The organism is Richelia intracellularis HH01 (genome assembly GCF_000350105.1).
GTDB lineage: Bacteria > Cyanobacteriota > Cyanobacteriia > Cyanobacteriales > Nostocaceae > Richelia > Richelia intracellularis.
Genome location: NZ_CAIY01000082.1, coordinates 36,410 through 55,995 on the forward strand (window position 1 = coordinate 36,410; position 19,586 = coordinate 55,995).

The 19,586-nt window shown below is 33.3% G+C and carries 9 protein-coding genes; 8 read left to right on the plus strand and 1 reads right to left on the minus strand.

Going from position 1 to position 19,586, the window contains the following annotated elements; all coding sequences use genetic code 11:
• Positions 1–817: 817 nt before the first annotated feature.
• The 3 genes from RINTHH_RS09100 (at position 818) to RINTHH_RS09110 (ending at position 4,812) form a co-directional block, all read left to right on the plus strand.
• The gene (locus RINTHH_RS09100; protein WP_008235689.1) at positions 818–1,537 is read left to right on the plus strand and encodes a response regulator; all 720 of its coding nucleotides are present in this window, start codon (positions 818–820) and stop codon (positions 1,535–1,537) included.
• A 654-nt stretch (positions 1,538–2,191) separates the two neighbouring features.
• Complete coding sequence (gene queG / locus RINTHH_RS09105; RefSeq protein ID WP_008235690.1) at positions 2,192–3,139, plus strand: tRNA epoxyqueuosine(34) reductase QueG; 948 nt, start codon at positions 2,192–2,194, stop codon at positions 3,137–3,139.
• 1,361 nt (positions 3,140–4,500) lie between these two features.
• A complete protein-coding gene (locus RINTHH_RS09110) occupies positions 4,501–4,812 on the plus strand; it encodes a DUF6679 family protein (protein WP_008227571.1) in 312 nt (103 codons plus the stop codon).
• 1,600 nt (positions 4,813–6,412) lie between these two features.
• Here the strand turns inward: RINTHH_RS09110 and ftsH are convergent.
• On the minus strand, positions 6,413–8,317 hold the full coding sequence (ftsH, locus tag RINTHH_RS09115; RefSeq protein ID WP_044304970.1) for an ATP-dependent zinc metalloprotease FtsH: 1,905 nt from the start codon (positions 8,315–8,317) through the stop codon (positions 6,413–6,415).
• 940 nt (positions 8,318–9,257) lie between these two features.
• On the opposite strand from ftsH, the gene RINTHH_RS09120 reads away from it, so the two are divergent.
• The 5 genes from RINTHH_RS09120 to RINTHH_RS09140 all read left to right on the plus strand — a co-directional run bounded on the left by RINTHH_RS09120 (position 9,258) and on the right by RINTHH_RS09140 (position 18,994).
• Positions 9,258–9,761 carry a sterol desaturase family protein gene (locus tag RINTHH_RS09120; RefSeq protein WP_008235693.1) on the plus strand — a complete coding sequence of 168 codons (504 nt, stop codon included), beginning with the start codon at positions 9,258–9,260 and terminating at the stop codon, positions 9,759–9,761.
• 1,669 nt (positions 9,762–11,430) lie between these two features.
• Positions 11,431–12,273 (plus strand): YaaW family protein, encoded by an 843-nt coding sequence (locus RINTHH_RS09125; protein ID WP_008235695.1) that lies wholly within the window; start codon positions 11,431–11,433, stop codon positions 12,271–12,273.
• Positions 12,274–14,528: 2,255 nt separating this feature from the next.
• On the plus strand, positions 14,529–15,755 hold the full coding sequence (gene ispG / locus RINTHH_RS09130; protein WP_044304971.1) for a (E)-4-hydroxy-3-methylbut-2-enyl-diphosphate synthase: 1,227 nt from the start codon (positions 14,529–14,531) through the stop codon (positions 15,753–15,755).
• Positions 15,756–15,926: 171 nt separating this feature from the next.
• Positions 15,927–17,219: a carboxyl-terminal processing protease CtpC gene (gene ctpC / locus RINTHH_RS09135; protein WP_008235699.1), complete on the plus strand. Its 1,293-nt coding sequence runs from the start codon at positions 15,927–15,929 to the stop codon at positions 17,217–17,219.
• 323 nt (positions 17,220–17,542) lie between these two features.
• Positions 17,543–18,994, plus strand: a complete 1,452-nt coding sequence (locus RINTHH_RS09140; protein WP_008235700.1) for a S8 family peptidase — start codon at positions 17,543–17,545, stop codon at positions 18,992–18,994.
• Positions 18,995–19,586 lie beyond the last annotated feature (592 nt).

Here is a 19,586-nt window from a genome sequence, read left to right on the forward strand (position 1 = left end):
TATACTGTATTATTTACAATTCATGCTCCCTAACTTTGATCTGATAGTATCAACTGCTCGCGCTTATATCTTTTCTTTAGAACAGAATAATTCCAGTTTGGTTTTTAAGTATTGACGAAAGAATATGAAGTATTAAATCTTGTATAGTATCTGTTCCTAATAATGAGTGTATTTTCCAATTCCTTATAATTCATATATTTATTAATGAGTTTAAGCTCTTATCTATATTCAAATCCAAATAAAATTCATACAAAATAATATTTTAGGGAGTCTTTGAAGTAGGTCAGAATATGACATAATTCCCCTATTTAATTAATAACTAAGCTTTGTGCTTTCCTCCGAAGGCATAATGTTATTTTTGGGAAAAAGTACTGTTTCCATAGAAATTAATACCTCTAAAACTTGCTAATAAGAGTATATTTTTTTTAACCTAATCCTGATTATCCTTTACACTATATATTCTGAGGCAAATGCTCACCTAATAGCTGGGTTGTTCTCATCTGGTTAACAACTTTAATATGTTTCCCTATTTCCCAATATTTTTATTATTTCCATTACCAACTACAATCCCATAATATTATCTAATATAGCTTGGTTACAAATAGGTCAGATAATAAGTAAGTAAATTGCTTCTTAAAAGGGAGAATTGGGGTGGGTATAGGTTCTACTAAGTGATTAACTATTTGGTATCAAGTTGCTACGTATTATTAAAATAATACGTAGCAACTTAAATTACCATCACATAAAAAAGATAGAGGACTAGTTGTTAAGCTGACCTTACAACTGAGAGTACAAAATAAACGGTAAATAATTGAATATGAATAAAATTTGTGTAGCACTGATTGAAGATGATGATCTCACCCGTGTGGGAATTCGGACAACATTACAACAGAGGGAAGAAATTGAAGTTGTAGGAGAAGCAGCCAATGCTACTGAAGGTAGACAAATGTTAACAAGAACTTGCCCAGATATAGCAATTATTGATATTGGTTTACCAGATAAAGATGGCATTGAATTGACCAAAGAAGTGAAGTCTTCTTCTAGTAAAGGAATACCAGGTATAAAGGTACTAATTTTAACACTGTGGGATAATAAGGAGTCTGTATTAGCTGCTTTTGCTGCAGGTGCGGACTCTTACTGCATGAAAAATATCCATTTTGAAAATCTGTTGGGAGCCTTACGATTCACCCACAATGGTGATTCTTGGATTGATCCAGCAATTGCACGGATAGTTTTGCAACAAGCACAACAAACATCATCAAAATACAAGTCTAATACCAAAAATGATTTTAATCCTACAAACACTTATAGTCCAGGGAAAATTGATAATATCATTAATACCTATACTCTAACGGAAAGAGAGTTAGAAGTTTTACATTTAATTGTTGAAGGCTGCAGCAATGCTGTAATTGCCAAGAAGTTATACATTACAGTTGGTACTGTCAAAACACATGTCCGTAATATTTTAAACAAGCTATGTGCTGATGATCGTACTCAGGCAGCAGTGCATGCCTTGCGTTCTGGTTTGGTAGGATGAAGCTAGTTTATTGCGATAGCAAAAATTTAGATAATAATGCAAATATATTTATAACATCAGAAGTAAATTTACAAATTTGTACCGACAAATTATACTTTCCAAATAGGGAAACTATTTTTACTTTTACTTATTTAACATCTTATAGTTTGTATGCTCTCATTTCAGTCTGGTATTGTTTTGAGATGGAAATGTTGAACTAATCATATGAAAAACAAAGTTCAATCCAACATTTATATATAGTCGATGATATCCTATAAACTAGGATGGCTCTGCTTCATTTTACAAAGCAATTTCTAGGACTATAAGGCAAACAATGCAGGGATACCTATGTTGAAATTGATAAAGAGCAAGGTACAGATTTGCTATACAATAGTTAATTAACCATAAATACTGAATATCCTAAATAAAGTGATTGCACTAAAAATAAAAAGATTTTATTTTTCGATAAAATATTAAAGAATTTAAATTAGATATTTTTGTTGCAAAATGAGTAGTAAAGCTGACTACTTATTAGAATTGAAACCTAGTTAAATGTGAATTACGTTGAAGTTTTATTTGTAAATATTTATATTTATTTTGTTTGTTTTATAAACATTTCACAGTTATAATTGGCAACATTAACTTCAGAGAATCATTGAAACACCTATTACGATAGTGAATTTTTATAGTGATTTAGTTAAGCAGAAAGCTTTAGAGTTAGGATTTCACCTGGTAGGAATTGCAGCTGTAGAGGGCTTAGACGTAAACAATCAAGAAAGATTAGCAAAGTGGATTGCTTTGGGGTTTCATGCAAGCATGGGATGGATGGATTCTCCAAAGCGGCATTCCCCCGAGTTGATAATGCCAGAAGTACAGTCAGTTATTTGCGTTGCATTGAACTACTATACACCCCACCAACATAGTCAAGAAGATGAATATGGAAAAATATCTCGTTATGCTTGGGGGCGGGATTATCATAAGATTATGCATAAAAGCCTAAAAGCCCTTACTAACTGGTTAGAAAGTTTGGAGCCAGGAATAAAAGGGCGTTATTATGCAGATACGGGACCTGTACAAGATAAAGTGTGGGCACAAAGAGCTGGTATTGGCTGGATTTCTAAAAATAGTAATCTCATTACAAGGAAGTACGGTTCATGGGTATTCTTAGGAGAGGTCTTAACAAACCTAAGACTAGCACCGGATAAGCCACATACTCAACACTGTGGCAGCTGTAATCTTTGCTTACAAGCTTGTCCTACCAATGCAATTACTCAACCATTTATAGTTGATGCTAATCGGTGTATTGCTTATCATACAATCGAGAACCAGGACGAACAACTGCCTGAGATGATCATACCCCATCTACATGGTTGGGTTGCAGGTTGTGATATTTGTCAAGATGTTTGCCCCTGGAACCAGCGATTTGCACAAGAGACAAATGTAGTTGATTTTCAGCCTTACGCTGGGAACCTAGCCCCAAAACTTGAAGAGTTGGCAAGTATATCTGATAAAGACTGGGATAGACAATTTACTGCATCAGCATTACGACGAGTCAAACCAAAAATGTTAAGAAGAAATGCCCGTGCTAACATTAAAAAATCTTCAAATACAAGTAAAACTTGAATAGTGATGATTTAATCACTATTCAAGTTTAGAATTAGCTATCATGTTCTCTCAAAATATCTAAGGATAATCGAAGTAATTTACCTAGGTCAACTTAAAAATTTCATTTACTCAATATTAATTCTAACAAGGACTAGAATTGTACATTTGAACTGTTTGGGGCTTTAGTTATATTAATACCGGAATTTAAATAATTTAATAGGAACTAAGTATTTTTAACTACAGTAATAAACTTAATTTGCCTTTTTATATGGTAGAATGCAAATGTTTTTCACATAATTGCATATTTAAAATGGATACTACTTATATTACGTAGTATATTGTGGCAGGTTAACTATCTAAGATAAATATGTTTTATTGCCAATATCAGAGTAAGAATTGCCTTTACATCAAATTATCAATTTTTATCAGTTGGCCAGAGTCAAGTTCTGTAGAAAGATAAAACCTTTAATTTTTTTGGCAATTGATAATTAATACTTCGATAGACTATTCTTTCCAAAGTAAAGATACGTATAACTTGAAACATCACTAAAATAAATTGGTCAAGGTTAAAATAACATGTTTAATCTGTTAGGTTTCCACCATGTAAAGATTTCAAGTAAATATTCCAGATATTGTATTGAAGTATTGAAACTGGAGGTCCTAAGTGATAAGATTTCAGCCAAGATTATTTACTGCTATGAAGATTGAATTTTCCTTGAATACCCGTAAAAAAGGTTATACGTATAGTATGCCGTTACTAAATAAATATATATGGACATAATTCAAATATGAAAACTATAAGATGTAACTATAGTTTTCATATTTTCTTAGGTTAAGTTATAAGTACTGCCTCAACTAACAATAGTAATTACCCAGTTCATCACAACATATCATAATAATCTTGATTCTCTTTTGTTAAAAGTATATAAGTTCCTAGAAGAGAATGAGTTAATATTGTATATACAAGGTTTAAACTAAAAACCGAGTCGCCGATATTTCCCACTCATGACCATAAACATCAGCAGGCAAGTCAACCAATCACCATTATCCCTTGATCAAGGGTGTGTATTATTACATAATGGAGGAAAGAAGTACTCACCCATTGCTGTAGAGTTAGCCAGGATAAATTAATGGACTATATTACTCCTATCAAAAGTATCTTATCGAAGATAAGGTTATGGGTTATTGAATTAGGATGTTGCAATTATTGCAGTTCTAAGAACTATGGTTATCGTTAATACGACGATACAATTTTTTGAGCGGATGATCAGTTTTGGTACCCTTGGAGTCTTGTACGCCAAAATTTTAAGGGGTACTATATACTGGGTTTATCCCTGGATTTTGACAGACTTAACGATTAGAAAAGGCAGAAGCAGTAGATGCTACACCGCAAGATTTATCAACTGTGTTGTGATGGGCGGGATGTATGTATTTTCTTGCGGGACCAGCAACGCTGGATAGAACGCGCCCGCATCATCGACATCGAAGGTGACCTAGTCACCTTACGTTATGAAACTGAGGAAGAAGATGAAATCTGTTCTTGGGAAGAAATGATTAGGCTAGAAAGTGTTGGTGCTGTCACTCAAAAACTAGCTTCGGTCCCACGAGGTAATGTAGATCCACCTTTAACAGAAGATTGCCCAGAATCTGAACGCATTTGGAACCATTACAATGATACAAACCCAGAATAAAACCAGTTAGACTATTGATTATATTAGGTACATTGCCTGTAACATCTTCGTATCTGTAGGAGGACAACGTGAAGATAATATAGGCACCAACTACCTTGCTAATTATGTCCCCCTCATTACTAGCTGCTTAGAGGGGGCGCATTCAACTGGTAAGTTTTCCTATTCATGTGTATCCAGGGTTTAACTTGAAAATTGTATAATCCCTTTAACTTATACTAAATCAGTTTAACTTATACTAAATCAGCATATCAGATTTCTTTGCTACTCTATTTATTTAAGTATTCACAAGTTTTCTTACCTTTTACAGATAACAAGAGCATATCTAATATTTTTAGATTACAACAGGCCTAAAATTAATTTAATATTAAATGCCACCAAATCTATTCATTACTAGTCCTAACCATTTTATATTTGCTAAGGCTACCTGGAAATTCCAAGTACTTTTTATCTCCCATCAGAATAATTTAATTTTTATTTCTCTACGTTTTGATATGTTAAATGGGACATTAGAATTCATCAGTAATAACTAAATTAACTACATTAAAATACCCAATAGGTTTAATCTTTAATTTAATTTATAGTAATGTTATCACTGATCTAAATTACATCTTGTAATCCACAAATCTATTAGCGGGTTTGAGTGCAATTGATATCAAATATAAGTGCTAGTCAATAATGTATTCTACAATATTTTCAATGGCATAAGATATAAGAGCATTTATAGATACTGAAGATTGGGTAGTTTAGCTTTGTGTGGCACTGCAAAATAAGGCTAGAGCAAAATGCAATTCAACCTGTTTGTTTTATAGGTTTTGCTAATAAAGTTTTAGAAGATTTTTAATATTCGGTCCATTTATTATTAGATAGGAAAAAATTTTAATTGAGCAAGTTAATATAAGAACCTGATATGGATAGTATTGAGCATTAAATTGCATCATAAAATATGATGGTGAAGAAACTATTTACAAATCTTAAAAAACTATTTTATATGCAAAAAAAGGCTAATCATATATAAAGTCAACATAGAAATAAAATTTCAGACTGAGTATATTTACAACTATATAATTAATGTAGAATAACTAATTAATTTTTCAAAAATCAGTATCAGTATGAAACTTATATATTCTATGACTAATAAAAACCCTCATCTGCCCTGAATCATTATTTCTTATCTAGAGTAATTGCAGAGCCTACTATTTTTTTTAATACGACAGAAACATTTGTAATGTATTTACATACTGTTAAAATATTAGATATTCTTGCTATATGTCATATAAATATAAAATAAATTTTGCCATCATTAATAATTAGGAATCATAAGCTAAAAAATATAGACTCTATTTTTTATAAATATTCCACATACCAAAAAATGAATGTATTTATGGATAATTTTAATAAGTTTCACTTATAAAATGAATCACCAGAATTATTATGTAAGAATAAAAGACTAACTAATTAGACTCAAAGTGAGTTCAAATAAATACATTGGCCAACTCTCATTAGTAATGATCCTAGATCAGGATAAAAAAGAAGGAAAGTATTCGGTAAGAATCATAATGTATAAACGAACTCACTTGAATCTTTTCACTAACTCGCTTAATTAGCTACTTCCAGCTAATTGTTTTATTGGTAATTTAGTATGTGCTGCAACAATGTTACGGAATTGTTCTCCCTCGATGGTTTCTTGCTCTACTAGTATTTCCACCAATTTGTCAACTAGTATTCGATTATGACGAATAATATTACGGGCTTCCTGATAACAAGAAATAGCTATTTCCCTTACTTTATTGTCTACTTTTAATGCCATTTCATTTGAGCATTCCGAGCAGTTATTCCAATCTCTGCCCAGAAAAATATCATTGTTTTGACTTTCTAATGCTAACAATCCCAAATCAGACATTCCGTACATAGTTACCATTTTTCGAGCTAGAGTTGTAACTGTTTTCAAATCACTACTAGCTCCTCCAGTAGTTTCCGCCTCTCCAAATACTTCTGTTTCAGCAGCTTTTCCCCCTAGTATCATGGTAATATTACTCTTAAGCCAGGCACAAGTATAAAGTCCACTATCAATAATTTCTTCATTAGGAATTAATTGAGAAAAACCACCAAGCCCTCCAGAACGAGGAATAATTGTCACTTTATTCAGAGGATCTGAATGCTCTAATAGTGTTGCTAATAGAGCATGTCCAATCTCATGGTAGGCAATAAGTCGCTTTTTTCGGCCATCTAAAAGGGGATTGAGAGTTAACCCAATAGTAAGGCGGTCAATTGCATCATCTATTTCTGTCTGGGTAATTGCCTCTTTTCTTCTCCGGGCCGTAAGAATTGCAGCTTCATTTAGAAGATTTGCCAGGTCTGCACCAGTAAAGCCTGGAGTGCGACGAGCGACAATTGTCAGTGAAGCTAATGGGTCAATTTTTTTACCCCGGGAGTGTACTTTAAGGATGGCTAGTCTTCCTTTACGATCAGGCGCATCCACAAACACCTGCCTATCAAATCTACCAGGGCGCAATAAGGCAGAATCTAGTACATCAGGACGGTTAGTGGCGGCAATGATAATAATACCTGTGTTTCCCTCAAAGCCATCCATTTCTGTCAATAACTGGTTGAGGGTCTGCTCCCGTTCATCGTTACCACCACCAATTCCGGCACCCCGTTGTCTACCAACTGCATCAATTTCATCAATAAAGATGATACAAGGAGAGTTTTCTTTAGCCTTCTTAAATAAGTCTCTTACCCTAGAAGCACCTACACCAACAAACATTTCCACAAATTCTGACCCGGAAATACTGAGAAATGGTACTCCCGCTTCCCCCGCAATTGCCTTTGCTAGCAAAGTTTTACCAGTACCAGGGGGTCCAACTAACAAAACACCTTTGGGAATTTTTGCACCTATCGCTGTAAACTTCTCAGGTTGTTTAAGAAAAGTTATAACTTCCTGAAGTTCTTCTTTAGCTTCCTCAATTCCTGCAACATCATTAAACATCACACCAGTTTTTGCTTCCATTTGAAACCGAGCCTTGGATTTGCCAAAATTCATTGCTTGACTAGGAGTATTACTGGTTCGACGCAAGAATAATAAAATTAAGGTTAAGAATAAAAAAATCCACATAAGAGGAATCAGCAATTCCACTACAGATTTACTGCTAGTAGAGGAAACTTCTGCAAAATCAACTTTACTCTTTTTAAGTTTATTTATTAATTCTGTATTACGATTGAGCAACTTGACTTTGATGTAAGCTGTATTTTTCTCTTGGTTGTTTAACTTGACTCTAGCCACTTGTTCAGTTGTATCAATTTCCAGACTCTTAACTTCTTTGTTATCTATTTTTTGTAGTAAGTCGCCATAACTAAGGTAATTGGCTTTTGCTTTTCGTGCTAAGGCCGGAGTATTTGTTACTACCCCTTGTAAAACTATCAAACTTGCTACTAGCAGACGTGCTAAAGCAAAATGCCGAGTAGTGGTGCTTTTTCTCATGGATGCTTTTGTTTCCAAATAAATCATAATAACTTTCCTTTATCTATTGCCATATGCAAATTACAAGTTTTTATAGCTGTTGTTTCACAATATTTACACTAATAGCCTTTAATAAGCTTCCTTTAATTTAGCTTAGCTTCCGCAAACTAAATATTCCCAACTTTCTAGTTGTCCTGAAAGCTTAAATTACTCCAAAGAAATTTGATTTGGCAAACCTAGGACATAACAAATATTGACTTTTCTAACCTTGAGCATTTGCCAGACTTTACTTACAATTATATTCCTTTACCCTAATCTATAATTGCCGTTTGGCAAGTAGATTTCGAAGAAGATAGATTTTGATGATCATTGTTAGAATTAAGTGCAGTAATTTTATTACTATATTGACCAGGCTTTAAATCTAGCAGTTCAAAGAGTAGTATTCTTAAATACGAATATAGAAAGTTGAAATTTAATTCAGATATAATTATTATTTTTTCATATAGTGAATATTATAAGTAATTACCTAGATATGATAAGAATGAAGGATAAAGTTTCAGTATCTACGAACCAACTTCAGATATGCCAACATATCATGAGATTTTAGTTACACAATAATTATTTGAATTTAATAATTATTGAACATTTATTAAGAGGAATTTACTAAATTAATTGGCATCCTAGGATCATAAGTCAATAGTAGCTTATTAGGAATAATCGAGGCTAATGATCTGTTATATTTACATATTTTGTTATCAGAAAATACTTACATTTTTGAGATTAGAGGACCTTTAGTGCTGGAAGCTAACACGCAGGAGATAATTTATTAGACATTTGAATAAACTATCTAGGACTTTATTAAAAAAGATTCTTAAACTATAATAGGAGAATTAAGAATCCATGAAGTTAAGTCATGAACTAGACTGATTTATATCAGAAAATAACTAACTTAATTAATTTTTGATTACTGTTATTGAAGAATAATGTGATGACTCTCTTACTAATAACCGTTAGAATAGTATTTTATTTTGTAGTTGCTTTTATTCTTGCCAGTTTGGTAGAGTACTGGATGCATCGACTAATGCATATTTCTCATAGAATTGGCAAAAGACACCGGGAGCACCATCGTCGGAACGAAGCACAAGGAGTGATTTGGGAGTTTATTGACTATATTAAAGGTGGTGCATTTGCTATGTTCTTGATGTTTTTCAATACTTGGGATTCTGGGATTGGTTGGTTAATGGGTTCCCTCTGTTATGCAGCTTTTGCTGCCTATTCTCACCAACTACAACATGAAAATCCAACTAAATGTTTTTGGATGAAAATCCCAGTTCATTACGTACATCATAAATATGGCATGTGGGAACATAATTTTGGCTTAGCTCTAGATTGCTGGGATCATATATTTGGCACTTATAAAGAAGTAGAATGGCTAACCGAAAAAGAAACTGAACAATATGAAAAAGGCCACTTGCAACTAAAATGGTGGTGAGAACAGACAAAATTTAGTATATTCATCAAGGAGAGATGTACTAGTTTTGTCTTGCAAAGCATAGGATTTCATAATAATGGGGTGTAAGTTGTACCTGTGGTTATAAGTAATTCTTAATACTAATAAATAGAATATAAAACACGAGTAAATAGTGTGAGAAATAACTACATAAAATTAAAAAGCTCTTAAAGCTATATTAGCAATGTTAATTTATTAATTCTGTTGTATTTGCATTAATATACTGCGGGAAAGGAAAACAAAGCTTGATTAGGAGATATACTAAGGAGGTTTTGATAGGATACGTTGTAATTAATACATTTATAAATTTCTTCTAAATATAAGAATTTGGAAAAATAGCCTGCACAGCTAACAACAGCTATTCACCCTTAAAAATAATTATAAAACCCCCTAAAAGCAACTATTTTAATATTCATAGATATCCATAATTTTGCAATTGCCTTATTAGATAAGAAATTCCAACATGCCACTACGCATTAGTTAAATACCAAAATAAGAAGGGTTATGTATGTATAATAGCTTTAACCAATTTTCTTGTGATTGCTAAATGTAATCTTATAATCTATCAAACTATTTCTAGTCTGTGTTCACTCAAGAACGAATATACTTGCCAGTCTTCCCTAATTAAAGAAATTGATGAAAGTTCATGATTTTAATAATAAGGAGAACAGGTTAACTTTATAAATCTGATCAAGACAAACCTTCGAAATAACGACTCCCTCAAATACTCTCAAGATATTTAATTGTCTTTGCATAAAATAGATAAGTACCAAAGTTGAAAGTCTACTTTGAGTTCAATTTCCCGTTTATCTGCAAGCTAATAAGTTAGGAGGCGAAATTGATAGGCTCTCTATTCCTTGGAAAATAAAACCAAAGATATCGGTATTTTTATCAACTTACCACTACCATATTTTATGATAAAAAATCTTAAGATGTTATTACATCAAGAGCGCAAAGAATAAGAGCAGAGAGTAAAACTAACCATACGAACAAGCCAAAAGCTCATAGCATAATTATAGCGTCAATTATTTTATAGTAGTCAAATGAGAAATTTTGCTCCAACTGAATAATATCTGCTGATACTTTAGAGATTTAAATATCATATCAACATGGTTGATAGCAATAAGTCTATATTGTATAGACATCAACTATATTATGTAATTAAATTTTTGGCTAACCTATCAAGTTTACAGTTAACCCTCCTATAAAAATCCTTTGTTCAACTTCTCGGATTAAGAAAATTCTTACTTAATAACCAATTTTTTGATTTAATATAAATTAACATCCTTACTCTTTCTTCTAAAATCTATGACTTACGATAGAGTTTAAAGTTGACTAAAGAATCAACCAGTAGCAAAGTTATATTTCAACATTGTTGAAATATAACTTTGCTACTGGTTGATATTACAAATATATATAATACATTAACGCAATTTTTCCTGTTTTTGATTTAATAGATATAGACAATGAGAATATCTTGTTTCACCTTGACATGGAAAATACACCTGAACCATCTCTATCATTAAGTAAGGTGAAATCTGTCTTGCATAAATTTTCGTCAACTGGTCCTGTATAAAGAACTGCTAATCATAGTTTAAGGCTAGTAGTAAAATAAAGTACGGAAAAGCTGTAAGTAATGGAGGAATATCAATTGGATGAACTAAGGGTAGTTTTGGAACTAGCAACAAAAGAAGAGTTACAGAACTTAACGACTATTCTTTTTAGTCGCAAGTTTAATCCTATCGATTATATAAAAACACCAGAACCCATAGAAGTTCAAAGCCAAAGCCATCAAAATTGGCTTGATGCAATTGACCAAAGGTTTCGCTTTTTAGCTGCTGATGGAATGACCGTATTACGGGGTCAAACTAATCATGTATCTTATAGACAAGCACTTATACAAGTATGTAAATATTTAAAAATCTCTTACTCTCATAACCTGGAAACTGTTGATTTAGAAGCAGAAGTATTTTTATTTTTGATAGGAAAAGTTTGGAGAAAATTACCTTGCAAAGAGCAACAAGAACTAAATACAAGACTACAATTTCAATTAGCAAATTTGGATTTAAGGGAATCCTTACCCCTGTCTTGGCAACAAGATCCTCTAGGAATAATTTTTAAAGGTGGCAGTGCTTTAGCTATAACCTCTCTATTACAACCATTTATTTTACAAAAAATAGCACACCAATTTGCAGTGAATCTTGCAACCTATGAGGTCGCAAGATTCACTGCAATTCAAGGCGGAAGAATTGCAAAAAGACAGTTTCAAGGCTATATCAGTTTACAAATGGCCAAGCGGGGGATGGCAATAAATGCAGCTCGTTATGGAGCAGCAAGAAGTATTTTTGCCCTTGTTGGTCCTATTATGTGGACTTGGTTTTTTGCCGACTTGGGGTGGAGATCAATCGCAACCAATTATAGTCGTATCATACCCACAATATTTACTTTGGCTCAAATCCGCCTTACCCATATTGAATCCTGGGAAGTTGCCTAAATAAACTACTGACAGGTCAGCCTCTAAAAACTGATTAATAAAGTATGTAAAGATGGGGAGAGAAGATAAACGGCCTTATCAAATTCCCCTCGGCCTGATGATGCTAACATTCAACTGGTATTATTTGACAGTAGTATAGATTCATATTGCCTTTAATAATACATAATAGTAACGTTGATTTTTGCATGGCAACATAACTATTAGTCAATTATTTATAATCCCTTGAATTGGGAATTTGTAATGCTAGGCTTTTTATTTATTATCAGTATGGGTTTTGCTTTTAATAGTATAGAAGTATTGCTAGTTATATGTAATTTTTACCATGCTTTATTGCTTTTGCTGATTTTGGTAGTCTCATTTGAGAAGCATCCCAACTAAGATATATATCTTGGCTAGTAGTTATTTCCTCTACCTCTATAGTTATCCTGGCTTGGGGATAATTATTCTGGAGTTGGACTAATATTACTCCAGTGGTAAAGTGTATTTGATCGGATAATAATATTAGAGAATTACCCCCTAGTAAAATGGCCTCTGTATTTATTCATACAAATACTTTAAGTAGTTATCTTATTATGGTGCTCACTTTGGGATTAGGTTTATAGTTGACAAACTATCAAAAGTTAAGAAACCTACTTTTTCTTCCGAATTCTGAATAATCTAAGATTAGAAGTTGTACTTAGTGAGCTTATGACTCTTAGTGCAAACATTATTGCCAATTTGCCCGACCTAATTCTAAATAATTCCTATAATACCTGTGCAATTGTTTTGATTATTAGTTTTATTTGTATTATCTAACAAGACTGCTAGATATTAGCAGTTGGAGTTTTTAGTATTGTAATAAGTATTGCTATGGTTGCACTTGCACCTCATAATATTTCTAATTTTTTTTACTCAAGTTGTACCTTCATTCTTTTGAGTGTGGTTATTATAACCACACTATACCCTACCACCACCGCTCACTACCTTTGATGTGAAAAACTCAATGGGATTCTTCTATATATCTAACATGGCAATAACCACTTACAGGCTGGGGTTTACGTAACTTTATCAAAATAAAATGTATATTTGGGTAGGTCATCCCCATAATTTATTTTTAATGTTGTCTGCAGAAAATGGTCTACCCGCAACCTTTTTATTCTGTGGTTTATTTGCCACAATAGTGCTCACTAGCATTAGGCTTTTCCATATAAATTTCTTATCAGCAGTAAACTAAATCACGCTTTTCATTTATATGATTTCACTAATTAGCTTACTACCATATTAATGTATTATATACAACCATATTGCACTTCCGAGTGAATATATTTTCGTAGATATTATTGTCTAATATTAAAGGAATAAGTTCTAGATATCAAAATATTATCAGACCCTAAATATAAACATGATATAGAGAATTTGTTGCTAACATTGATAGCGGCAGAAATTTTATTTAATTCTCCTAGCCCAATATTAATTCAACTCTATTTAGAGGTCCATATAAGTTAATCAATAGTAATCAATGCGTTATTATGGTAGTAATTGTAAGTCAAGATATAGATTTCAATATTAATTGAAAATATTAAATAATCTAGGCCGTTTATTAATTTTAGCGCTTTATTATTTGTACTATGGGTTTAAGTTACAGCAATTAACTTAAACTAGAATAGAATTCTAGAATTCAACAACTATTTAAATGGGTTTAGAATTATTAGTAATAAGACTTACCTGACAACAAAATATACAGGGAGCGGTTTCGTTTAAGAAAATACTATATAGTGATTGATAAAATCTTGCCGTAGTAATTTCTACAAATTATTTGTAGAAATTACTACAATTCTAGGAAGTTGGTGAATCAAAAACTTTGTGTTGATGAAGAAATTTTCATGAATAGAGGATAATTTTTTTATTTCATGGTGGTCCGTAAGTAGTCTGAGAATTTGAATTACCAGTCAACATAATACGGAGGTTTTTACATCTTGCTATGACTTATCAATATATAGTGATTCTCTCAGTTTAATTTTAGTTATCTAGTAAATTTTCCAATTCTTTTTAACTCTCCTAACTATATTTAGATATAACTTGGATACTCTAAAATAAAGTCCTTATTGTAAGTTATTTTTTTAACTTGTTTTATCTTTAACTTAATCTCCTCACCTGAAAGTCATTTGTATTTTTACCCTTAGAGCATGGCCAAAAATATCCCAACTATGGCAATCTGGGAAGTAGCAACTTTTGAAAGCTAGTATTTAGCCTACAACACATTTATTTAATAGATTATGCAAACTCTACCAATGCTTACACATCCTTATGCTGCATTCAATCAACTGGAATATGATACTACCATCAGGAGATGCAAAACCCGGCCTGTGAAAGTGGGGAACGTCACCATTGGTGGCGGACACCCTGTGGTAGTGCAGTCAATGATTAACGAAGATACCCTGAATATTGAGGGTTCTGTCAACGCAATTCGTCATTTGCATGAAATCGGTTGTGAAATTGTTCGTGTCACTGTACCCAGTATGGCACATGCAAAAGCCCTAGAAGGAATTAAACAAGAATTAAGACAAACATATGAGGATGTGCCCATTGTTGCAGATGTACATCACAATGGGATGAAAATTGCTTTGGAAGTAGCAAAACACATTGAAAAGGTTCGAATTAATCCCGGACTATATGTATTTGAGAAACCAAACTCTAAGCGCACAGAATATACCCAGTCGGAGTTTGAGGAAATTGGAGAAAAAATTGGGGAAACCCTAAAACCCTTAATAATTTCTCTACGGGATCAAGGAAAAGCCATGCGAATAGGAGTAAATCATGGCTCTTTGGCCGAGAGGATATTATTTACCTATGGTGACACTCCTGAAGGTATGGTGGAATCAGCATTGGAATTTGTGCGCATCTGTGAGTATTTAGATTTTCGTAATCTGGTAATTTCCATGAAAGCCTCGCGAGTGCCTGTGATGATTGCAGCATATCGTCTGATATCAAAACGCATGAACGAGTTGGGTATGGACTATCCCTTACATTTAGGCGTTACAGAGGCTGGGGATGGGGAATATGGACGAATTAAGTCTACAGCAGGTATTGCTACCCTGCTAGCAGATGGAATTGGCGACACAATTCGTGTTTCTCTTACAGAATCACCAGAAAAAGAAATTCCTGTGTGCTACAGCATTCTTCAAGCCTTGGGTTTACGTAAAACCATGGTAGAATACACTGCTTGTCCTTCCTGTGGACGCACCTTATTTAATCTGGAAAAGGTATTACATCAAGTTAGGGAAGCAACCAAACATCTGACCGGCTTAGATATAGCTGTCATGGGTTGTATTGTCAACGGACCAGGAGAAATGGCAGATGCCGACTACGGTTATGTGGGGAAAACACCAGGTTACATTTCTCTCTATCGTAGGAGGGAAGAAATTAAAAAAGTTCCAGAAGATGATGGCGTGGAAGAATTAATTAGCCTAATAAAAGCTGATGGGCTTTGGGTAGATCCTTAATTTTTATCTAATTTGCTTAATTTTTATCTAATTTTGGTATCATTAGTGCCTCAAATCACCTAAAAACGAATTTTTTATTGGAAAATAACAGAATATGCTCGATCTTGGTACTAATGGCTGTGTTAAATTGAGCATATTGACTATTTTTTCTCTAGCCGAGCAGCTGTCATTATGGTAATTAATAGGAAAAGGCTTGTTTTTGGTGCTGCGGCAGTGACTTTATTGACAATTACCGTCACTAGCTTGGGTGTTCATTCTCAAGGACAGGCCTTATTCAAGGGAAGTCCAAAAGAGTTAGTGGACGAAGTATGGCAAATTATTTATCGTCAATACGTAGATGGGACTTTTAATCAGGTGGATTGGCAAGCTGTTCGTAGAGAGTATTTAGATAAAAACTATAGCAATAAGCAGGAGGCTTATAAATCAATTAGGACAATGCTAAATAAACTCAATGATCCCTATACACGGTTTATGGTACCTCAAGAATTTAAAAATATGCAGGTGGATACCTCCGGGGAATTAACAGGGGTTGGGATCCAAATAGGCATAGATAATGAGACAAAAAGGCTTATAGTGATTGCTCCGATTGAAGATACACCAGCTTTTAAAGCAGGGATTCAAGCGAAAGACATTATCATCAAAATTGATGGTACAAGTACTGAGGGTATGGATACAAATCATGCTGTGTCTTTGATCCGCGGTAAGGTAAATACTAAGGTGACTCTCACTATTTTACGTAATGGGAAGGAGGAAGATTTTAGAATTGTCAGGGCAAAAATTGAGATTCATCCAGTACGTTATTCCAGGCAGTCTACACCCCAAGGTCCCATCGGTTACATTCGGCTAAATCAGTTTAGTGCCAATGCTAGTAAGGAAATGCGAGGCGCAATAAAGAATTTAGAAAAGAATAAGGTTCTAGGATATGTTTTAGATTTACGTGGCAATCCTGGGGGTTTGTTGTATTCTAGTGTAGAAATTGCCAGAATGTGGCTGAGTCAGGGTACTATTGTCTTTACTAAGAGCCGCTTTGGTGATAGAGAAAGGGAAGTTGCCACAGGTAAATCATTGACTAAAAAACCATTGGTAATTTTGGTGGATAGAGGCAGTGCTAGTGCTAGTGAGATACTCTCTGGTGCTTTACAAGACAATAAGCGGGCTGTTTTAGTTGGTTCGAAGACTTTTGGTAAAGGACTAGTACAATCAGTACGTCCTTTAAATGATGGTTCTGGTGTTGCTGTCACAATTGCTAAGTATTTTACACCAAGTGGTAGAGATATTAATAAGCAAGGAATAATCCCTGATATCAAATTTAAAATGACAATAGAGCAAAGAAAAAAACTGTGGTTAAAGGAAAGAAAAACAGTAGGAACTCTTGCTGACCCTCAGTTTGCTAAAGCTGTAGAAATCTTAAGTGAGAAAATTACTACTCAATATTCAACAAGTATAGAAAAAAGTGCACGATAGGAAAAATGTAAATAGACAGTATAGTAAAGCTAAATTAAAAACTCGCACTTCAGAGTATATATGGTAAATATGTATATTTATACAGGTTAAGTAGTCTTTTATCATCTTGTTGGAACTTTTATTCTGATTATCTTGCCAATAAATATTAGTAAAATTGAGCAGTTTTTAAGATGTAGGCAAATCAACAGTTTTTTTTTAAATTTAATGGTAATTCTTGTTAGCAAGAGGAGATATTTAATGTGAATAATTAGTTTGTCATCATCTACCCAATTTTGGTGCTTTGTTGACAATTACCAATTACGATTGAGTAGGATAAAACAGCAATGCTTAATAGCTCTGATACTAACCAAGCCTTCCGTAAAGAAGAAGTCAGTGCTTCCTGGTCTTTATTCTCTCCCAGGAATGAATTGACAATCGAAAATAGTGACTTACCATTCACTAATCAAAGAAGTTCAGCAACATACACCAATAAAATCACTGATAATTTTGGTATTAGTGACGCTGAATATAACCATAATTTGGGTTATGGTTTAGTCAGTGCAGCAGAAGCTGTAGGAAAGGCTTTAGGGAATAATGGCTTTCCTAATGTTCCAAGCTTAGGAGGTCAGGAGTGGAGTGCTGATTTAGTACAAGCACCTGAGGTTTGGAGTGAGGGCTATACAGGTAAGGGAGTTATTGTTGCCGTTTTGGATACTGGAGTAGATTATCAACATTCAGACCTAAATGGCAATATTTGGACTAATACCAAAGAGATTGCTAGCAATGGCATAGATGATGATTTGAATGGTTATATTGATGATGTTTCCGGCTGGAATTTTCATGATGGCAACAATGATATTTTAGATCGGAATAGTCATGGAACTCATGTTTCCGGGATAATCGCTGGGGAAAAAAATGGCTTTGGGGTTACTGGTATTGCTTATGATGCCCAAATCATGCCGGTGAAGGTATTGGGGGATTCTGGCTCCGGATACTATGATTCCATATCCAATGGTATTCGTTATGCGGTGGATAATGGGGCAAATATAATTAACCTTAGTCTTGGTGGTAAATTTCCCGCTAACAATATTGCCGAGTCTCTAGAATATGCCAATAGTATGGGAGTAGTTGTAGTCATGTCCGCAGGGAACTATGGTGAATCCAAACCGTGTTATCCAGGGCTTGACGCAGATAAATGGGGTTTAGTAGTAGGGGCTGTTGACCAAAATAACCAGTTAGCAGATTTTTCTAACCGGGCTGGTAGCAATGATCTAGCATATGTTACAGCACCAGGGGTTCAGGTTTATTCTACTATTCCCAATAATGAATATGATTTCTACAGTGGCACTTCTATGGCAAGTCCCCATGTTGCCGGTGTGGTAGCACTCATGCTGAATGCTAATTCGAATTTAACGCCAGATAGAGTTCGTCAAATAATTATAGAAACATCGGGTAATAATGCTCACGGGATATTTTCTAATACTAGAGATGTCTCTGGTTACTTATCTAATAATGAAATCAATAATGAGATTGAAATGATTGTTCATAACCATAACCCCTCTTTTAATAATGCTCCCAGTGACTATCAATTGTTAAACTCTGGAGAGAGTATAAACCAGATTCCCAACTTAATCAGTGCTTTTCCAGGAAATATTATAGGGGATACTATAAAACGTTTTTTATACAATGACAATGAAGATAATAGTGGTAAGGAAGATAATGATATGTCTTGTATTATTAAAGACATTACTGAACAATTACAGCCCTATCAACAGTTGCTCAATTTTTTCTTTTGAAGGTAAGTCAGTCTGCAGTAAAATTCATAGGATGAGATTATTTAGTAGGAAGAATATCCTCAAAATTCTATTAACAATTAAGAAAATGCTTGACTAACTTTTAGAATGTAGGCTTATAAATATTTAAATAAGGTAATACTATACTCCCTATCGTCGGATATTAGAGGGATTATATTTGCACATTACATAAAAACATCAAAATCACGACAGATAATTTTTCTTTATTCATTATGAAGATATATATTCTGCAATTCGGTTTTTGATGATAATAACTAAATATACTAAGACTAAATTATAATTAATATTACTTATGATTTAGGGATGATAGGAAATAGTAATTGGCTGCAAATTAAACCACAAAAAATTAATCATAATATAAAAAAGCTTACCTTGAACATAAAATTAAATAGTGATTTGATTTTATCAAGTGATATAAATCTTACACCAATTAACTATGAGACTATAATCAAATTCAGCTATCAATATAATACTTGTAAAATTAATGTAATGGGTATTTCTTGTTAATTATCTTTAATTTTTTCTAGTAATATATTATATATTTTCGATAGATAATATATTACTCCTACCATAT

Bases quoted from the DNA above. Each gene is read 5' to 3' on its own strand.
- RINTHH_RS09100 (WP_008235689.1), top strand. From the start codon at position 818: ATGAATAAAATTTGTGTAGCACTGATTGAAGATGATGATCTCACCCGT.
- RINTHH_RS09110 (WP_008227571.1), top strand. From the start codon at position 4,501: ATGCTACACCGCAAGATTTATCAACTGTGTTGTGATGGGCGGGATGTA.
- ftsH (WP_044304970.1), bottom strand. From the start codon at position 8,317: ATGATTTATTTGGAAACAAAAGCATCCATGAGAAAAAGCACCACTACT.
- RINTHH_RS09120 (WP_008235693.1), top strand. From the start codon at position 9,258: ATGACTCTCTTACTAATAACCGTTAGAATAGTATTTTATTTTGTAGTT.
- ispG (WP_044304971.1), top strand. From the start codon at position 14,529: ATGCAAACTCTACCAATGCTTACACATCCTTATGCTGCATTCAATCAA.
- ctpC (WP_008235699.1), top strand. From the start codon at position 15,927: ATGGTAATTAATAGGAAAAGGCTTGTTTTTGGTGCTGCGGCAGTGACT.
- RINTHH_RS09140 (WP_008235700.1), top strand. From the start codon at position 17,543: ATGCTTAATAGCTCTGATACTAACCAAGCCTTCCGTAAAGAAGAAGTC.